The following is a 16410-nucleotide window of genomic DNA, read 5'->3' on the forward strand; positions in this document are numbered from 1 at the left end:
TACTTCTCTTTCACAGGAAAAAATGATTTTTCTGTAAATCGTATCTGCCTTAACCCGCGGGTATTTACCATTTATCGCTGAACCTATGGAAACGATGATCGTTAAATTTACCGTAGAAAATACTCGTTTAACCGTATTGACGCCTTTGCGAGAAGGGGTTATGTTGACCACCGCAGTAAGCTCAGTTCCTAAAATTGGCGATACGCTTTCGGGCTCGGGCATCCGGCATAAACGCTCATACCTGTTCCAGGATTCGTCCTTTACGCAGGACCGCCACGTGCAATTACTGTTGCAGTGGTTAAAAACGCATTCCTTTGAAATTAAGGAGGTCGACACCAAGTTTGACCCTAAAATTCTCTGGATACAAGTGCTGGATTAAATACAGCACGCTTTCGTCGATAGACGAAACTTCATTTTTTATTCTTACCATCCACGCATGAAACCATCCGAAAATCAGATCCAGCGTACCATTACGTTACTCGATAAAAAACTACTCTCTCTACAGGGCCGCACTACTGAGGAATCCCCTCTGGAGGAAGGTATTCAGGAAGCATTGTCCATTCTGCTGGACGGACGAACCACGTATGCTTCCATTCCGAGTATGAAAAGCCGGCAGGGTCGGGCCATTGCTCTGCTTACCATCGATTACATGAATGGCGTTTGTGAACAAAGCACGTTGTTAAAAGCCACCTAATCCGATTTGGCAGAAATGGAGTTACGGCAGAAGATTATCTTCTTACGATAGGTCAGAAATTTATTGATGGAAGCAGTACCGTACTCCCTTTCTGCGTCATGAAAGGATTTATTTCCTGTAGACTACCCCCTTTATTCTTGCCTGAATTGCTGCAATTCCTGCATGAGGTCCGTGAGCGAAAGAGCGGTGACTCCACTGGAAAGCGGAAAGCGTTCCTTTCCCGCGTACACCACCAAGCGACGCGTAGCCCTGACGTCTTCACACCCCAGATAAAACCCTTTCGAGACCGTTGGGGTAAGCGAACGCTTGATTTCAATGGCGTAGATCTCCCGGGTATTTCGTTCCAGCACCAGATCAATTTCAGCCCCGGCGGAGGTGCGGTAAAACCAGGGTGTCCAGCCCACGGGCAGTACCGATAGAATATTTTCCACCACAAAACCTTCCCAACTGGCTCCCACGACAGGGTGTCCTAATACGTCGTCCAGGGTAGTTAGCTGTAAAAGGGCGTGAGTAAGACCGCTGTCACGTATATACACTTTAGGCGTTTTGACGAGCCGTTTCCCCACGTTGCCTGACCAGGGCCGAAGCGTACGAATCAGTAGTAAATCTTCGAGCAGTTCCAGGTAACGTTTAATAGTAGGAGCCGTTAGATCCAGACTGGCCCCCAGTTGAGCCAGATTTACCTGAGCTCCCTGTTGATGAGCCAGCATGGTCCAAAGTCGCCGTAGCGTAACGGCGGGAATACGCGGGCCCAGTTGCGGTACGTCCCGCTCCAGATAGGTACTAATGAAATTCATTCGCCACCGCAAACTGGCGGTATCTGTCCGGGCCAGATAGCTATCGGGAAAACCTCCCCGTAACCAAAGCTGGTCCTGAATGGCCGGACTTGCCTGTAAAATTTCGAGTGCATTCAGACCGGGTAGTTCCACGTAGGCAATTCGTCCGGCCAGCGATTCGGAGGACTGCTTAAGCAAATCCAGCGAAGCCGAACCCAGAATCAAAAACTGTGACGTTTTGTAGCCTTGCCGCCGCCGCCGGTCGATGACGCCGCGAAGAATGGAGAACAGCTCGGGAACCCGCTGTATTTCATCCAGAATGATAAGTTTACCCTCGTGCAATTGAAAATAGGCTTCCGGCTGACTAAGTTTAGCCAGGTCGCTCGGACTTTCCAGATCCAGGTAGAGGGGGTCAGGACTAATCCTGGCGGCAATCTCTTCCGCCAGCGTCGTTTTGCCCACCTGCCGCGGGCCTAACACGCCTACCGCCGGATATTCTTCCAGCAAACGAATAATTTCAGCTTGTGCTTCTCGATTAATCATCCTTGTAAATCTAATACTTTATTTTCGATTTGCAAGGATGAAATCCGTGCTTGATTGCAGAGCTGAAGCGTTACGAAATGCAATACCTGGCATTTTCAACAACGCCTGCTTCTGTACGTCTCGGTAATACAAACGTAAGCCTAGGAACTTTTACAACGCTATTCATTTTTAGCTATCAGCTCATCATTTACTTCCCTATGATCGATAAATTGGCCTGGGTACACCTGGAAAATCACCGGATTCTGGTCGCCCGCAGTCGTAACAAAGACGTGTATTACATTCCCGGTGGCAAACGCGAAGCTGGCGAAACGGATGCCGAGGCTTTGATACGGGAAATTCAGGAAGAACTCAGCGTACAACTTCAGTTCGAAACAATAACCTGGATTGGAACCTTCGAAGCCCAGGCCCACGGGCAGGCCGAAGGCGTACGGGTACGACTGAGCTGCTACACCGCCGCGTACGAAGGAATGCTGCAACCAGACTCAGAAATTGAAGAAATGGTGTACTTGGCTTACGCAGATCGGGCGAACGTTTCCGTGGCGGCCCAGTTACTGTTTGATTCTCTTTTCGAAAGTGGTCTGTTACGATAGGGTACGAACAGGCTTTGGCTCGTCTAAAAATCCGCGTACTTTTGCGGTTTTAACCATCCTTCAATCATCTAGACTATGTCATTTGACAAATTGCTTCAACAACTTTCCTTCATTCAGGAAATCGACAAACTCAAGTACATCAAGCGGAAAACCCGTCTGTTTAACAGCGATCGGCACGAAAACGACGCTGAACATAGCTGGCATCTGGCCCTCATGGCGATGGTACTGGCCGAGCACGCCAACGAACCCGTCGATGTGTCGAAAGTCGTTAAAATGCTTTTGATTCACGACATCGTCGAAATTGATTCAGGAGACGTGTTTCTGTTCGATACCCTGCTCAATCACGATGATGCAACGGCTGAACACAAAGCCGCCCTTCGCATTTTTGGTTTACTTCCCGAAGAACAAAGCAAAGAATTCCTGACAATCTGGGAAGAATTTGAGGCCCGCGAAACGCCCGAGTCCCGGTTTGCTCACGCCATCGACCGCTTTGAGCCCGTACTGCAAAACGTGTCCAATCAGGGCGGAAGCTGGAAGGAATTTAACGTGGATTACGAAAAAGTCATCAAGAAAGTCGGCGTGATTGACAAAGGTTCGAGTCACATCTGGGACTTCGCCAAAACGATGATCGACGATAGTCTGGAAAAGGGTTACATCCAGAAACCGGAACTTCCGCAGGAATAACACGGGCTCGGTTGCTTACGCGTCGAAAGCCTTTCGAGGGTAAGCAACCGGGATTTATTGAATCGACTGGTAGATCATTTCTGAAACCGTAGCCATCGTTTCAACAGCCGCTTCGCGATCCGGCTCCTGCCAGTTTTTGGAAAGCAAAACCAGGACGTATTTACGGCCATCGGGCAAATACACAATGCCCGAATCGTGCATAATACTTACGATCGAGCCAGTTTTATGAGCGACTTTAACGCTTTTCGGTAGTTTGGCCGGAATGACGGAATTGAATTTCTGATCCAGCAGGATACTGATCATCGCCTGCGAAGCCTCCGGACTAACGGCTTTTCCTTTCGCAATTTTCTCAAACAGCAGGGCTAAATCATACGCGGAAACCTTATTATTCAGTCCCTGAGCGAACGCTTTTTTGTCTTCGACCCCCCGGAGTACCTGCGTATGTTTCGCTCCCATTTTACAGAGTGTTTTGGTGACATTCCGAGCATCTACCAGATCAATGATGATGTTCGTCGCCAGATTACTGCTGTAAATAATCATTTCGTACATCAGATCGTAGATGGTCCGTTTCTGGCCCACTTTCTCGTAAAGTTTCGGCTCACTATCATCCGTCGCTACCAGCGAATACGGACTTCCATCCACAATGCTTTTGAATTCATTCTTTACCACAATCGAATCCAGAACCGAAAATTTTCCTTTGTATGCCTGCCGGTATACTTCCAGCATAACGGGCGTTTTCATGGTACTGGCCGCGTGAAAGGAATCGTTTTCATTGATGTAGACGTGCTCGCCCGTGGCCAGATTTTTATAGGCGACGGCGTAGGTGCCTTTTCTGCCGGATAAATAATGCTGAATTTGTTCTTTGAGGGAGGTAGACTGGGCCTGAACCAGTCCGGGAAGCAACAGCAGGAATAACCATTTCATAGGAAGCAAGGAAGCGTGAGTCGGTAAGATACAGCCAAAATGCTAAAATCCGGCAGATTAGCTCTGACCTTAACGTTTACAATACTCTTAACATCATACGTAAGCTGATTTCTGATTAGGCGTGCCCGGTAGAGAGAGCAGCGGGGGATTGCTGCGATAAATTGTTACCGGATTGCGGCTCAATGAAAACGTGCGTCAGCATTGGAATGGCCGCCTGTAGTTGCTGATGAATCTGTTCAATACTCTGGGTAAGCTGAATGGCGGTTAAATGGGACAAAAACCGCACCCGCTGTACCAACACAATCTGCTCAGGACCTACCTGAAACGTCAAGGTTTGAACAACGGTCTCGACGGACGGATGAGCCTGCGTAACCTCCGTAATCTGAGCCTCAATGGCGAATCCGGCACCTTCACCCATCAGCAAGCTCCGGCTTTCCCGGGCCAATACCAGCGAAACAGCCGTGAGGATCAGTCCGATCAGAATAGAAGCGGCCCCATCGAAGTACGGGTTTTGTAACGTATGGCCCAGAAAAACGCCCAGAAAAGCAATCATCAGCCCCAGTACATCGGCTGCGTCTTCAAAAAGCACGACAAAAGAAGAGGGGTCTTTGCTTTCGCGTACCGCCGACCAGAAGGCCTGCTCGCCCCGCTGGGCATTGAAGGCCCTGGTTGCCGTGATTAGAGAAAAGCCATCCAGAGCAAAAGCAATGCCCAGTACAATGTAATTCCAAAACGGGTCTTCAATGACGTGCGGATCGAGAATGTGCGTAACACCTTCGTAAAAGGATACACCACCCCCTACGGCAAAAATCAGAATGGAAACCAGGTAGGAATAAAAGTAAATCTCTTTGCCGTACCCAAAGGGGCGTCGCTGGTCGGCGGGTTGCTGGCTTTTCCGTAAACCCACCAGTAACAGAACTTCATTGAGCGTATCGACCAGTGAGTGAATTCCTTCAGAAACCATCGCGGAACTGCCACTAATGCTGGCCGCAACAAATTTGGTCACGGCAATCAGCAAATTAGCTCCTAAAGCCGTATAGATGGCAAGTTTGGTAGAAGGCATAGAAACACGAAACGGTTGAAGCAAAAATAAGGTCTAGGCCACTAAAGGTAAGGGGACGTTTAAAGAAATCGCAGGGCAGGCAAAAAAGTACGTGCCAGAAAGTATTTGTTGGAAGTGTCTGAAAAACACCCGGAAAGGAATAATTTTTTGCCTCACTCACCAGCTTCACGATAGTTTCTAATAACTACACCCTTTTATTCTGAAGTGTGAAACCCGAAAGGATCGTTTCCTTTCTTTTCAAACGTGACCAATGGCTTCTACAAATTCCGACCTTGAACAGTTAGGCATCAACACCGTACGGGTGTTGTCCATTGATGCTGTACAGAAAGCAAACTCCGGACACCCCGGTATGCCCATGGGGGCCGCTCCGATGGGGCATGTACTGTGGGCTCACCACATGCATTACAACCCGAAAAACCCCGAATGGCCCAACCGCGACCGCTTCCTGCTGTCGGCGGGTCACGGGAGTATGTTGCAGTATAGTTTTCTGTACCTAACGGGCTATAATCTGACGATTGAGGATATTAAACAATTCCGTCAGTTGCACAGCAAAACGGCGGGCCACCCCGAGTACGGTATGCTCGACGGCATCGACATTACGACGGGACCGCTGGGTCAGGGCTTTGCCAACGGGATTGGCTTTGCCATTGCCCAGCAGCATCTGGCCGCCCGCTATAACAAGCCCGGCTTTGATCTTTTCAATTATAAAATTTACGCCATTTGCAGTGATGGCGATATGATGGAGGGGGTTACCTCCGAGGCGGCTTCCCTAGCGGGTCATCTCAAGCTGGGTAACCTGATTTACCTCTACGATGATAATCACATTTCTATCGAAGGAAACACCAATCTGGCCTTTGATGAGGACGTAGCCAAACGCTTTGAGGCTTACGGCTGGCACGTACAGGCGGTGGAAGACGGCAACGACATCGAAGCCATTTCAGCGGCCGTAGAAAAGGCCAAGCAGGAAACGACTCGCCCTTCGCTGATTAAGGTACGAACGCAAATTGCCTACGGTAGTCCGAACAAGGTTAATACGGCAGGTTCACACGGCTCACCCCTGGGGGAAGAAGAAGTGAAACTGGTGAAAAAGAACTTTGGCTTTGATCCCGAACAGTCCTTTGTCGTACCCGAAGAAGTGCTGAACTATTACCGGGAAATCGGTGAAAAAGGAACCCAGCTGGAGCAGCAGTGGGGTGATCTGTTCGAAGCTTATAGCAAGGAGTACCCCGAACTAGCCGCTCAGTACGAACAGGAACGTAGTCTGAAACTGCCCGAAGGCTGGGAGGAAAAATTGCCCGTATTCAAGGCCGAAGAGGGTAAAATGGCCACGCGGAAAGCCTCTGGTAAGGTTCTGAACGCTCTGGCTTCCGTGCTGCCGAGTCTGATGGGTGGAGCGGCGGATTTGGCTCCCTCAACGGATACGCTGCTGAAGGATTACGGATCATTCACGGCGGAAGATCGGCTAGGCCGGAATTTTCACTTCGGTATTCGCGAGCACGCGATGGGAGCCGCCCTCAACGGCATGGCCCTGACGAAGGGAATCATTCCTTATGGTGCGACTTTCCTGATCTTCTCCGAATACATGCGGCCACCGATTCGGATGGCAGCTATTATGAAAATTCGGGTAGTACTGGTGTTCACGCACGACAGCATTGGTCTGGGTGAAGATGGGACTACGCACCAACCCGTCGAGCAATTGATGGCCTTACGGGCCATGCCCAATATCGTGGTGATCCGGCCAGCGGATGCCAACGAAACCGCTCAGGCCTGGAAAGCGGCTTTGCAGCATACCACTGGACCCGTACTGCTGGTATTGACCCGTCAGGATTTGCCCATTCTGGATCAGGAAAAATACGCCCCGGCAACGAATTTGCACAAGGGAGCCTATATCCTTTCCGACAGTGAGGGCGAACCAGACGTTATTCTGATTGCGACGGGTTCGGAAGTCCCCCTCATTCTGGAAGCTCAGCAAAAGCTTGCCGAAGAATCCATTCAGGCCCGCGTGGTGAGTATGCCCTGCTGGGAGTTTTTTGAAGTACAGGATGAAGCGTACAAGGAAAGCGTACTGCCCAAACGAATCAAAAAACGCCTGGCCGTAGAGGCTGCTTCCGTTTTCGGCTGGCATAAATACGTGACCGACGAAGGGGATGTCATTGGTATGACCACCTTTGGCGAATCCGCTCCGGCCAAGGACTTATTTAAGGAATTTGGCTTTACGGTTGAGAACGTAGTCAGTCGGACGAAAGCATTACTCCAGAAATGAGAGCTTAATCTGAGCGGATCATTTCTAAATCCGCTCATTCCACAAAATAAATACTAAGTTTGGGGGCCGTATGGCCGGAATAGGGTCAATCCTTTACGGGTAGCCTGACTTGAAATTTCAAATTTCTCCGGTTCATAGGCACTATCCTAATCTTCAAAAAGTTCACTCTGTAGAAACAACCTCAAATTACTTCAGTTATGGCAACCAATCGCGTAAAGGCAATTCATGAGCATGGTCAGAGTATCTGGCTGGATTTCATCGAGCGTAAGTTCATTCGGTCAGGCGAATTACAAAAACTGATCGATGAAGATGGCGTTCGGGGTATTACTTCCAATCCAGCTATTTTCGAAAAAGCGATCAGTGGCAGTACTGAATACGACGAGCAATTGAAAGACCTGGTCAGCCAGTCTGACGAGGACGTATTTTATAATCTGGCCATCACCGACATCCAGGATGCCGCCGATTTATTTAAAAAAGTATACGACGAAGAAGTAGAAGGAGCCGATGGCTATGTAAGTCTGGAAGTGTCTCCTGAACTGGCCCGTGATACGCAGGGAACGATTGATCAGGCCCTGGATTTGTGGGAGCGAGTAGATCGTAAAAACGTAATGATCAAAATTCCGGGTACGGCAGAAGGTCTGCCCGCGATTCGTAAAGCCATCAGCGAAGGCCTGAACATCAACGTAACCCTGCTGTTTAGCCTGGATCGCTACGAAGCCGTAACCGACGCATACATTTCAGGTTTGGAAGATCGTCTGGCCGCTGGTCAGCCCATCAACCGGATTTCTTCCGTAGCCAGTTTCTTCCTGAGCCGTATCGACGTGGCCGTGGATCCCTTACTGGAAAAAGCCGGTAACACGGACCTGAAGGCTAAAGTGGCCGTTGCTTCAGCGAAGAAAGCGTACGAAATCTACAAGCGGGTATTCAGCAGCGAACGTTTCAAAAAGCTGGAAGCGGAAGGTGCCAAACCCCAACGTTTACTGTGGGCCAGTACGAGTAGCAAAGATCCCGCCATTGCGGATACGTACTACGTAGAAGCACTGATCGGTCCGGATACGGTAGATACCGTTCCGATGGAAACGCTGGTAGCGTTCCGTGATCACGGGAATGCTGCTAATCGTCTGGAAGAAGGAATGGATGAGGCCACCCAAACGCTGGAAACACTCAAGGAATTAGGCATTAACCTGGATGAAGTAACGACGAAACTTGAAGAAGAAGGCATCGAGAAATTCATCCAGCCCTACCAGAAACTGCTGAAAGCCATTCACGAAAAAACGGCAGGTCTTTAATTTTTAGCAGACGTTACGTCTAGCTACTTGTATTCTTCGGTTCGGCGGTTGGGGTCTACGGGCTTCAACCGCCCCACCTTCAAATAAACCATCCTATCCCTAATGAGTGCTCAACAGTACACCATAGGAATGATCGGCCTGGGAACCATGGGCCGAAACCTCCTGCTGAATATGGCCGATCACGATGTGGCCGTAGCCGGCTACGATACGGACGCCTCCAAAGCTGAATTACTCGAAACGGAAGGGCAAGGTAAACGCGTAAAGGGTTTTGTCTCTTTACCCGATTTCATTGAAAGCCTGACCAGTCCCCGTACCATCATCATGCTGGTACCGGCGGGCAAAGTGGTAGATAGCGTCATTGCCAATCTGGAACCACTTTTAAGTGAGGGCGATATTCTGATTGATTCCGGAAATTCACACTTTACGGATACCAATCGCCGCGTAGCTGAACTGCAAAGCAAAGGCATCCACTTCTTCGGGATGGGGATTTCGGGCGGTGAAGCGGGGGCTCGTCGCGGACCGAGTATGATGCCCGGGGGTGACAAGCACGCCTACGAAGTAATGAAACCCGTCTTTGAAGCCATTGCGGCGAAAGTAGATGGGGATCCCTGTGTAACCTACATCGGTCCCGGAGCATCGGGACACTTTGTGAAAATGGTACACAATGGCATTGAATACGGTCTGATGCAATTGATTGCCGAGACGTATTCTTTGCTGAAAAATGGTTTGAAAATGGACAATACCGCCATTGGTGATGTATTTGACCAGTGGGACCAGGGCCGTCTGCAATCCTTCCTGATTAACATTACCAAGGATATTTTTCACTACCGTGAACCCGGAGCCGACCACGAACTGCTCGACGACATTAAAGATGAAGCGAAGGCCAAAGGTACGGGCAAGTGGACCTCACAGGCGGCCATGGATCTGGAAACGCCGATTCCGACGATCGATATTGCCGTTTCGCAGCGGGATTTGTCCAAGTACAAAAAGCTTCGCGAACAGGCCGCTGAATTATACAGCGGTGAAGGCCGGGGAATTGATGCTGTAAAACAGGAGTATTTAAAGGCATTGGAAGAAGCGTTCTTCGCCAGCATGATTATTACCTATGCTCAGGGTATGCACATGTTGCTGAAGGCTTCCCGGGAATTTGGCTACGAACTTCATCTCACCGAAATCGCTAAAATCTGGCGGGGCGGCTGCATCATTCGTTCGAAGTTCCTGAACAGTATTTACCAGGCTTACGAAAAAAATCCTCAGCTCGAGCACTTATTGCTGGATGAAGAGGTAAAAACACAGTTAAGTGCGGCCATTCCGGGCCTGCGTACGGTGGTGACGAGTGCCGTTCAGTCGGGTATTGCGGCTCCGGCCTATGCCACTTCCCTGAGTTATTTTGATGCCTTCCGTACGGGTCGTTCCGCCCTGAACCTGATTCAGGCCCAGCGGGATTATTTCGGAGCACACTTGTACGAAATCATTGGTAAAGAAGGCGTTTTCCATACTGAATGGGTACCCAAAGAAGAAGTTGATTTAGAGTAAGACCATTTAGCGGCTTCCTTACCTGAAGAAACAGGGACTTGTTACTAATCAACTTCAACAACATTCCCCATGAATTCAACAACAACGCCAACTATATTTATCATTTTCGGCGGTACGGGCGATTTGAACTCCCGTAAACTGGCACCCGCCTTGTATAACTTGTTCTTAGACGGCTACTTACCCGAAAAATTTGCCATCATTGGCACGGGACGTACGGAGCTGACGGACGAGGTTTTTGCCGAACGTTTACTCGAAGGGATCAACTCGTTTTCCCGTCGCGGGAAGGCAGAATCCGACAAATGGGAAACGTTTGCCAAGCACGTTGCGTACCAACCTTCGGATTTGAAAGATGCGGAAACTTACAAAGAGTTTGGTAACCGTATCGATCAATACACGCAGGAGTGGGGTGAGAAGGCCAACGTCGTGTATTACCTGGCGGTTTCCCCCAATTTCTTCCCAATTATTGCCGAAAATATTTCTAAAGCTGGACTGGCTTCGGATACCGAACGCGTACGGATCGTGATTGAAAAACCGATCGGTCACGACCTGGAATCGGCCAAGAAGCTGAACTCGCTGCTGGCTCATATCTTCGACGAACGCCAGATTTACCGCATTGACCACTACCTGGGCAAAGAAACGGTACAGAATATCATGGCGTTCCGTTTTGCCAATGCCATTCTGGAACCTCTGTGGAATCGCAACTACATTGAACATGTACAGATTTCGGTAACCGAACAGCTGGGCATGGGCGAACGCGGCGACTACTACGACGGTGCCGGAGCCCTGCGGGATATGATTCAAAACCACCTGCTGCAATTGCTGTGTCTGGTGGCGATGGAACCGCCCGTTAGCTTCAGTGCCGACGAAGTACGCAACCGCAAGGTGGACGTCCTCAAAGCCATGCGTCGTTTTACGGCCGAAGATGTACGGTTGTCGGCCGTACGCGGTCAGTACGGCAGTGGCTGGATGGAAGGCAAACAGGTACCCGGCTACCGCGAAGAGGCCAAAGTAGATCCACAATCCAATACGGAAACCTTTGCAGCCGTGAAGTTTTTCGTGGACAACTGGCGTTGGCAGGGCGTACCCTTCTACGTACGGACGGGTAAGCGGATGCACCAGTCGGCTTCGGTGATCTCCATTCAGTTCCGGGAGGTTCCTCACGATATTTTCCCCTCTGGTACGAAAGATAGTCTGCCCCAAAATCGTCTGATTATCAGTATTCAGCCCGAAATGAGCATTCGCCTGCAAGTACAGGCGAAACGTCCGGGACTGGATATGATTCTCAACACGGTCGATATGGTTTTCGATTACAAAGGTACGTATACCAATCAGGCTCCCGAAGCATACGAGACGCTATTACTGGATACGATGCTGGGCGATCAGACCCTGTTTATGCGGGGTGATCAGGTCGAAGCAGCCTGGGATTTACTCATGCCCGTACTGGATACCTGGGCCGCGAAACCCAGTCTGAGCTTCCCCAACTACGCCGCAGATTCCTGGGGACCGGAGTCGGCAGAGGCCCTGATTGCCCGCGATGGCTTCCACTGGTTTTCATTACCGCTAAAGAGTAATGTGAAGCATTAGGCTATTCAAAAAAAGGGGGGCGGATTATCGCCTCCCTTTGCTCACTTGATTATGAAACGATTATGAAAATTACAATTGCGGATACTGTCGATGAAACGCTGCAAAATCTGGCGGTATTTTTTGTAGAAACGGCCCAGCGGAATATTCAGGAAAAAGGCCGCTTTTCAGTAGCTCTGTCGGGGGGAAGTTCGCCCAAGAAGTTGTATGAGTTACTGGTAGCCCAGCACGCCCATGATCTGGACTGGAAAAAAGTACATTTCTTTTTCGGTGATGAGCGGTACGTACCCCATACGGATCCGGACAGTAACTACCTGATGGCGAAGCAGACGCTGTTCGATCCGCTTTTTATTAATCCTCTGCAGGTATATGCGGTCGATACCAGCCTGGAACCCAGGCAGGCGGCTGAGGCGTATACGGAGACCATTCTAAAGTTCTTTCACGGCGAGAAGCTAAGTTTTGATCTGATCCTGCTCGGATTGGGTGATAATTCGCATACGGCTTCCCTGTTTCCTTACACCAGCATTCTGGCGGACGATTCACAATCCGTAAAAGAAGTGTTTCTGAATGATCAGGGCATATACCGGATTTCGTTCACGGCTCCGCTGATCAATCAGGCAGATCGTACGGCTTTTCTGGTTTATGGAGCTGGAAAGGCGGAGGCGGTTCGCCACGTAATTGAAGATCCAATCGATATTGAACAATTCCCTGCTCAACTCATTATTCCCGTTAACGGCTATCTGGACTGGTTTCTGGATCGGGCGGCGGCGGCGGAGTTGTCGATGCATTACTAAGAAAGCCTGGCGGAGCTTTCTCCGGTTTTCTGCAAGCGTTCGGCCCCTTGGGTCGAACGTTTTTTGTTAAATCCAGCCTTCGCGGACGGCTTTGGCGACCAGCTCAGCCGAGCTGCGTACTTCCGCTTTGCCGAGCATGTTTTTCCGGTGTCTGTCCACGGTTTCTTTAGTAATGCACAGTAAATCAGCGATTTGCTTGCTGGCATAGCCGGATACGATGGCTCGTAATACTTCTTTTTCCCGTTGGCTCAGTACTTCTTTGCGGGGAATGAACACCTTCTCAATAGGCATATTCAGGTAAGAAGGCTCTCCATCGATTCCTACAAAAGAAAGGATCGACGGGCCCGTTGCTTTCAAATGTGAAATGTCGGTATGTACGCCTAACGTGCGTACATTTTCGCCATATTGAATCACAACGATTTGCTGTAAAATCCGGGCGTATTGTCCATTTTTCCTACGTAGGCGGTAATCGTAGCTCACTTTGTACTTGTAGACTTTTTCGGGGGGAATCTGGTTAAAGAACTCCACAACACTGTTTTCGTGATTCAGAAAAACGGGAACATCATCGGGATGCAGGTGCTCAAGCACGTAGGGCAGAGTAAATTCTTCGGGTGAGCAGCCGAGTACTTCCGCCACTGAATTACTGGTATGCTCAATTTGACCCGTACGACAATTGAAAAGGTAGTAGTAATAAGGACCTAAATGAAATAAGTCGAGAATCGACTTAAAGTTTTCAATGGAGTCCATTACCTCCAGGCGGTCAGTGGGTAAATCCCGGTTAATGCGATCCCAGATTTTCCGGGCTTCACGGTAGATGGGCGTTTGCATAGGGGTGTAGGTTATTGGCTGAGAAGGCTAGGTAAATATATTAATATCAATGCATTAACTTTTACTTATCGGTTATCTGACCGTTCACTTTAGAACCATTTTAAAATCCAGTTTTCTTAAAAAGACCTTTTTTGAGAACTTATTCTTACGAAGAACTACGTGCTTTTTAGGTGTAAGTGATTAAATAAATGACGTCTGAATAAAAATTAAATTTTTAAAAATTTTTTATACCGATTGGGTTAGGTAGGGTTACGCATGACATAAAGTTGGGAGCCAGAATTGACCAGTCGAAGGCGGGCACAGTTTTATTCAGCATATAGCCTTCTATAATGAGCGTACTTGCTAACTCCGCCATGAAAAAGAAATCGATCCTTTGGGTTGTGTTACTGGTCGTCATAGGACTGGCCGGCTGGTTTTTGTACCAGCGGTATGTAGGTAAAAACGCGAATCCAGTATCGGGTCTCAAACCCCGGGTGGGAGTCAGTATTGCAGAAATTCATTCCATTACGGATTCAAAAATGGACGTAAACCTGAGCGTATTGATTGACAATCCACTTCCGGTTGGCATGAATATTCAGGATTTTGCCTATACAGTGCGGGTGGACGGAGTTAAAATCGCGGAAAGTGATTATGCCAAGCCCATTGAAATCAAAGCCCGGGACAGTAGTGTGGTGACAGTGCCTACCCAAATCAAGCTGGATGCGTTTTCGTCCATCGCCAAAAAAGGGGAAGCTCGTGGTCAGGACAGTGCTACCTATCACATCGCCGCTCTCCTTCACTTGGCCAAACCTTTTCTGGGTAAGGATACGCTGCGACTGGAAGCCGATAAACGCCTACCCTTGTTTCACCTGCCGGAAATTCAGCTGGTGGGTTATGATGTGGAAAAATTTCGGTTGAAAAACACGGACCTTGATCTTCAGATTCGCTTCATCAATAAAAATGACTTCGATATCAGCTTCAAAGACATGACTTATTCCGTTGATCTCGGTAAGGAAGGCAATACGATTCGGGGTCAATCGCCGGGGGTTACCAAAGTACCCGCCCGCAGTGATAAAGTATATACCATTCCGGTACAGCTAACGATAGGAAAGATGTTGAAAGCCAGCGTACAGATGCTGTTTCAAGGAAAGGATTTTCCATATGCCCTGCACATGGACTGTAAAATGGCATCCAGTAACGATGTACTGAAGAATAGTCAGATGAAAACCGTTATTCGTGGCAATCTGGAAGATATCAAAGGCCTTAAAAAAACGGTCGAAGTGAAATCAAAAAAAGATTAAACTCTCATAACCCACACGTTTGAATCAGAAAAACGACTTAGCCCGAGGAAATGACGAACGGGGGCAAACCATTGCTGACCGCTGGATTGAACCTTTTTATGACTTAGTGATTGGTACCGTCATTGGTCAGCTAGCCGATGTGTTTACGGGAGCCGTTTACGCAAAGGAGTACCTGCATTTTTGCAGTCTCTTCATTCCGGCCTGGTGGCTATGGACGGGTTTTTCGTTGTACTTTGATCGGTTTGATCGAAATGCTCGCTTCCAGCAGGCTCTCCTTTTACTGAGTCTGGTTCCTATCATTTTACTTTCTGTGAAGGCTCCCGATACGCTGGAGGGAGACGTGGCAGGATTTACCTGGTTTTACGCGGCAGCCCGTATCCTCTTGCTGGGGTTGTACGTATATACTATCTGGGTAGACGAAGAGGCCCGAAAGCCCGCCCGCCATTTGTTGATAGGTTATAGTGTAGGTCTTGTTTTCTGGATTGTCGGCGGAATTACCCAGAATCACGTCTGGCAGGTGGTCAGTTTGGTCATTGAATTGACAACCCCCTGGCTGGCCCGAAAATCGCTGGAGAAGATTGGACCTACGGAACAACATTTCCCCCAACGACTGGGTATGTTTACGCTCATTGTCGTCGAGCAGAACATCATGGGTATATCCACCTCACTAAGCGAGGGACTTTGGCATTCGTATCGACTCATTGCGGCCGGCTGTGGTTTGATACTGGTGATTCTGCTCTGGTGGTGGTATTTCTTTCATCAGGAAGAATTTCTTAATGGTCGTCTCAAAGGCAATGGGTTACGGTATTCCTTTGGGCATTTGCCGCTCTATCTGGGTACGGGTACGATGGCAATCGGCGTAACGGCCGCTATTGATGACAATGATACGTCCTGGTGGATGCTGGTTTGGGGAATGACACTGTACCTGGCTGCTATGACCTGGATGAGCCTGAAAAAGATAAACGCCGCCCGTCGCCGCCCCTACGTAGGGCTGACCGGGATCACGCTGGCCCTCATGTGGAGTGCAGCCTACCTGATTCAGCTGGGTTGGGAAACGTTGGTAGCGATAACCGGGATTTATGGCCTGTATCTGTCATTAGCGTACCGGATCATTAAAGATCAGGGCGAACCAGTACCCGATGAGCAAAGTGATACGGAAGATGATTCGAAGCAGCCCTTGCAGATTGGATAAATAAGCAGTGTATAACACAAAAGCCAGCGATCAGAGCCGGCTTTTGTGTTGAAGAAATAGGATTGTTTATTATAGAGTAACAAGGCGGCTTTTTTGTTCCGCAGACAAGGCTGGCTTTTAGTTGGTATACAGGGTTTATAAAAAGTTTCTAGCAACAATAGTATCACAGTGGCAGTATTTCTTCCCGTAGGCACGGGTGGTCTTTTAGTCTAGGAGAGGCTTACGGGTTACCGAACAGCCCTATCTGAGCACCAAACTCAGTCTAGGTAAATGACGAAATACTAAAAAAAGTAAAGCTTCGGTTACGGATATTATTCGCGATGGAAAGAGTACGTCCTACTGAGCAGACCTATCTAGAGTAATAAAACGGACC

The 16410-nt window shown here is 49.0% G+C and carries 15 protein-coding genes; 11 read left to right on the forward strand and 4 right to left on the reverse strand.

The genetic code is table 11. From position 1 onward, the window contains the following. Window positions 1-85: 85 nt before the first annotated feature. On the forward strand, window positions 86-379 hold the full coding sequence (locus BWI93_RS23150) for a hypothetical protein (RefSeq protein WP_094815840.1): 294 nt from the start codon (window positions 86-88) through the stop codon (window positions 377-379). A 57-nt stretch (window positions 380-436) separates the two neighbouring features. Beyond that, window positions 437-694, forward strand: coding sequence for a hypothetical protein (locus BWI93_RS23155; protein WP_094815842.1), 258 nt, complete (start codon window positions 437-439; stop codon window positions 692-694). A gap of 131 nt (window positions 695-825) precedes the next feature. Here the strand turns inward: BWI93_RS23155 and BWI93_RS23160 are convergent, their stop codons facing one another. After that, window positions 826-2013 carry an ATP-binding protein gene (locus BWI93_RS23160; RefSeq protein WP_094815844.1) on the reverse strand — a complete coding sequence of 396 codons (1188 nt, stop codon included), beginning with the start codon at window positions 2011-2013 and terminating at the stop codon, window positions 826-828. Between the two features lie 197 nt (window positions 2014-2210). On the opposite strand from BWI93_RS23160, the gene BWI93_RS23165 reads away from it, so the two are divergent. Together BWI93_RS23165 and BWI93_RS23170 are read left to right on the forward strand one after the other, a co-directional pair. Then, a complete protein-coding gene (locus tag BWI93_RS23165) occupies window positions 2211-2603 on the forward strand; it encodes an NUDIX domain-containing protein (protein WP_094816061.1) in 393 nt (130 codons plus the stop codon). A gap of 75 nt (window positions 2604-2678) precedes the next feature. Next, window positions 2679-3287: an HD family hydrolase gene (locus tag BWI93_RS23170; protein ID WP_094815846.1), complete on the forward strand. Its 609-nt coding sequence runs from the start codon at window positions 2679-2681 to the stop codon at window positions 3285-3287. 54 nt (window positions 3288-3341) lie between these two features. Here BWI93_RS23170 and BWI93_RS23175 read toward each other — a convergent pair whose 3' ends face one another. Together BWI93_RS23175 and BWI93_RS23180 are read right to left on the reverse strand one after the other, a co-directional pair. Beyond that, window positions 3342-4211: a serine hydrolase gene (locus BWI93_RS23175; protein WP_094815848.1), complete on the reverse strand. Its 870-nt coding sequence runs from the start codon at window positions 4209-4211 to the stop codon at window positions 3342-3344. A 115-nt stretch (window positions 4212-4326) separates the two neighbouring features. After that, window positions 4327-5274: a cation diffusion facilitator family transporter gene (locus tag BWI93_RS23180; RefSeq protein WP_094815850.1), complete on the reverse strand. Its 948-nt coding sequence runs from the start codon at window positions 5272-5274 to the stop codon at window positions 4327-4329. A gap of 250 nt (window positions 5275-5524) precedes the next feature. Here BWI93_RS23180 and tkt point away from each other — a divergent pair, with 250 nt between their 5' ends. The 5 genes from tkt (at window position 5525) to pgl (ending at window position 12737) form a co-directional block, all read left to right on the forward strand. After that, window positions 5525-7537, forward strand: a complete 2013-nt coding sequence (gene tkt / locus BWI93_RS23185) for a transketolase (RefSeq protein ID WP_094815852.1) — start codon at window positions 5525-5527, stop codon at window positions 7535-7537. Between the two features lie 197 nt (window positions 7538-7734). Further along, entirely contained in the window at window positions 7735-8826 is a 1092-nt protein-coding gene (gene tal, locus BWI93_RS23190) for a transaldolase (protein WP_094815854.1), read from the forward strand. 102 nt (window positions 8827-8928) lie between these two features. After that, window positions 8929-10362 carry an NADP-dependent phosphogluconate dehydrogenase gene (gndA, locus tag BWI93_RS23195; RefSeq protein WP_094815856.1) on the forward strand — a complete coding sequence of 478 codons (1434 nt, stop codon included), beginning with the start codon at window positions 8929-8931 and terminating at the stop codon, window positions 10360-10362. Between the two features lie 69 nt (window positions 10363-10431). Beyond that, window positions 10432-11946: a glucose-6-phosphate dehydrogenase gene (zwf, locus tag BWI93_RS23200; protein ID WP_094815858.1), complete on the forward strand. Its 1515-nt coding sequence runs from the start codon at window positions 10432-10434 to the stop codon at window positions 11944-11946. A 62-nt stretch (window positions 11947-12008) separates the two neighbouring features. Further along, window positions 12009-12737 (forward strand): 6-phosphogluconolactonase, encoded by a 729-nt coding sequence (gene pgl / locus BWI93_RS23205; RefSeq protein ID WP_094815860.1) that lies wholly within the window; start codon window positions 12009-12011, stop codon window positions 12735-12737. A gap of 66 nt (window positions 12738-12803) precedes the next feature. Here the strand turns inward: pgl and BWI93_RS23210 are convergent, their stop codons facing one another. Next, window positions 12804-13565, reverse strand: a complete 762-nt coding sequence (locus BWI93_RS23210; protein ID WP_094815862.1) for a LuxR C-terminal-related transcriptional regulator — start codon at window positions 13563-13565, stop codon at window positions 12804-12806. Window positions 13566-13894: 329 nt separating this feature from the next. On the opposite strand from BWI93_RS23210, the gene BWI93_RS23215 reads away from it, so the two are divergent. Next, entirely contained in the window at window positions 13895-14845 is a 951-nt protein-coding gene (locus BWI93_RS23215; protein WP_094815864.1) for an LEA type 2 family protein, read from the forward strand. A gap of 19 nt (window positions 14846-14864) precedes the next feature. Then, window positions 14865-16037 carry a low temperature requirement protein A gene (locus BWI93_RS23220; RefSeq protein ID WP_094815866.1) on the forward strand — a complete coding sequence of 391 codons (1173 nt, stop codon included), beginning with the start codon at window positions 14865-14867 and terminating at the stop codon, window positions 16035-16037. The last annotated feature ends 373 nt before the right edge of the window (window positions 16038-16410 follow it).

Source organism: Siphonobacter sp. BAB-5385 (assembly GCF_002261125.1).
In the GTDB taxonomy this organism is placed as follows: domain Bacteria; phylum Bacteroidota; class Bacteroidia; order Cytophagales; family Spirosomataceae; genus Siphonobacter.

Excerpts from the sequence above, each read along its gene's own strand:
- BWI93_RS23150 (WP_094815840.1), top strand. The coding sequence starts at position 86 with ATGGAAACGATGATCGTTAAATTTACCGTAGAAAATACTCGTTTAACC.
- BWI93_RS23155 (WP_094815842.1), top strand. The coding sequence starts at position 437 with ATGAAACCATCCGAAAATCAGATCCAGCGTACCATTACGTTACTCGAT.
- BWI93_RS23160 (WP_094815844.1), bottom strand. The coding sequence starts at position 2,013 with ATGATTAATCGAGAAGCACAAGCTGAAATTATTCGTTTGCTGGAAGAA.
- BWI93_RS23165 (WP_094816061.1), top strand. The coding sequence starts at position 2,211 with ATGATCGATAAATTGGCCTGGGTACACCTGGAAAATCACCGGATTCTG.
- BWI93_RS23170 (WP_094815846.1), top strand. The coding sequence starts at position 2,679 with ATGTCATTTGACAAATTGCTTCAACAACTTTCCTTCATTCAGGAAATC.
- BWI93_RS23175 (WP_094815848.1), bottom strand. The coding sequence starts at position 4,211 with ATGAAATGGTTATTCCTGCTGTTGCTTCCCGGACTGGTTCAGGCCCAG.
- BWI93_RS23180 (WP_094815850.1), bottom strand. The coding sequence starts at position 5,274 with ATGCCTTCTACCAAACTTGCCATCTATACGGCTTTAGGAGCTAATTTG.
- tkt (WP_094815852.1), top strand. The coding sequence starts at position 5,525 with ATGGCTTCTACAAATTCCGACCTTGAACAGTTAGGCATCAACACCGTA.
- tal (WP_094815854.1), top strand. The coding sequence starts at position 7,735 with ATGGCAACCAATCGCGTAAAGGCAATTCATGAGCATGGTCAGAGTATC.
- gndA (WP_094815856.1), top strand. The coding sequence starts at position 8,929 with ATGAGTGCTCAACAGTACACCATAGGAATGATCGGCCTGGGAACCATG.
- zwf (WP_094815858.1), top strand. The coding sequence starts at position 10,432 with ATGAATTCAACAACAACGCCAACTATATTTATCATTTTCGGCGGTACG.
- pgl (WP_094815860.1), top strand. The coding sequence starts at position 12,009 with ATGAAAATTACAATTGCGGATACTGTCGATGAAACGCTGCAAAATCTG.
- BWI93_RS23210 (WP_094815862.1), bottom strand. The coding sequence starts at position 13,565 with ATGCAAACGCCCATCTACCGTGAAGCCCGGAAAATCTGGGATCGCATT.
- BWI93_RS23215 (WP_094815864.1), top strand. The coding sequence starts at position 13,895 with ATGAGCGTACTTGCTAACTCCGCCATGAAAAAGAAATCGATCCTTTGG.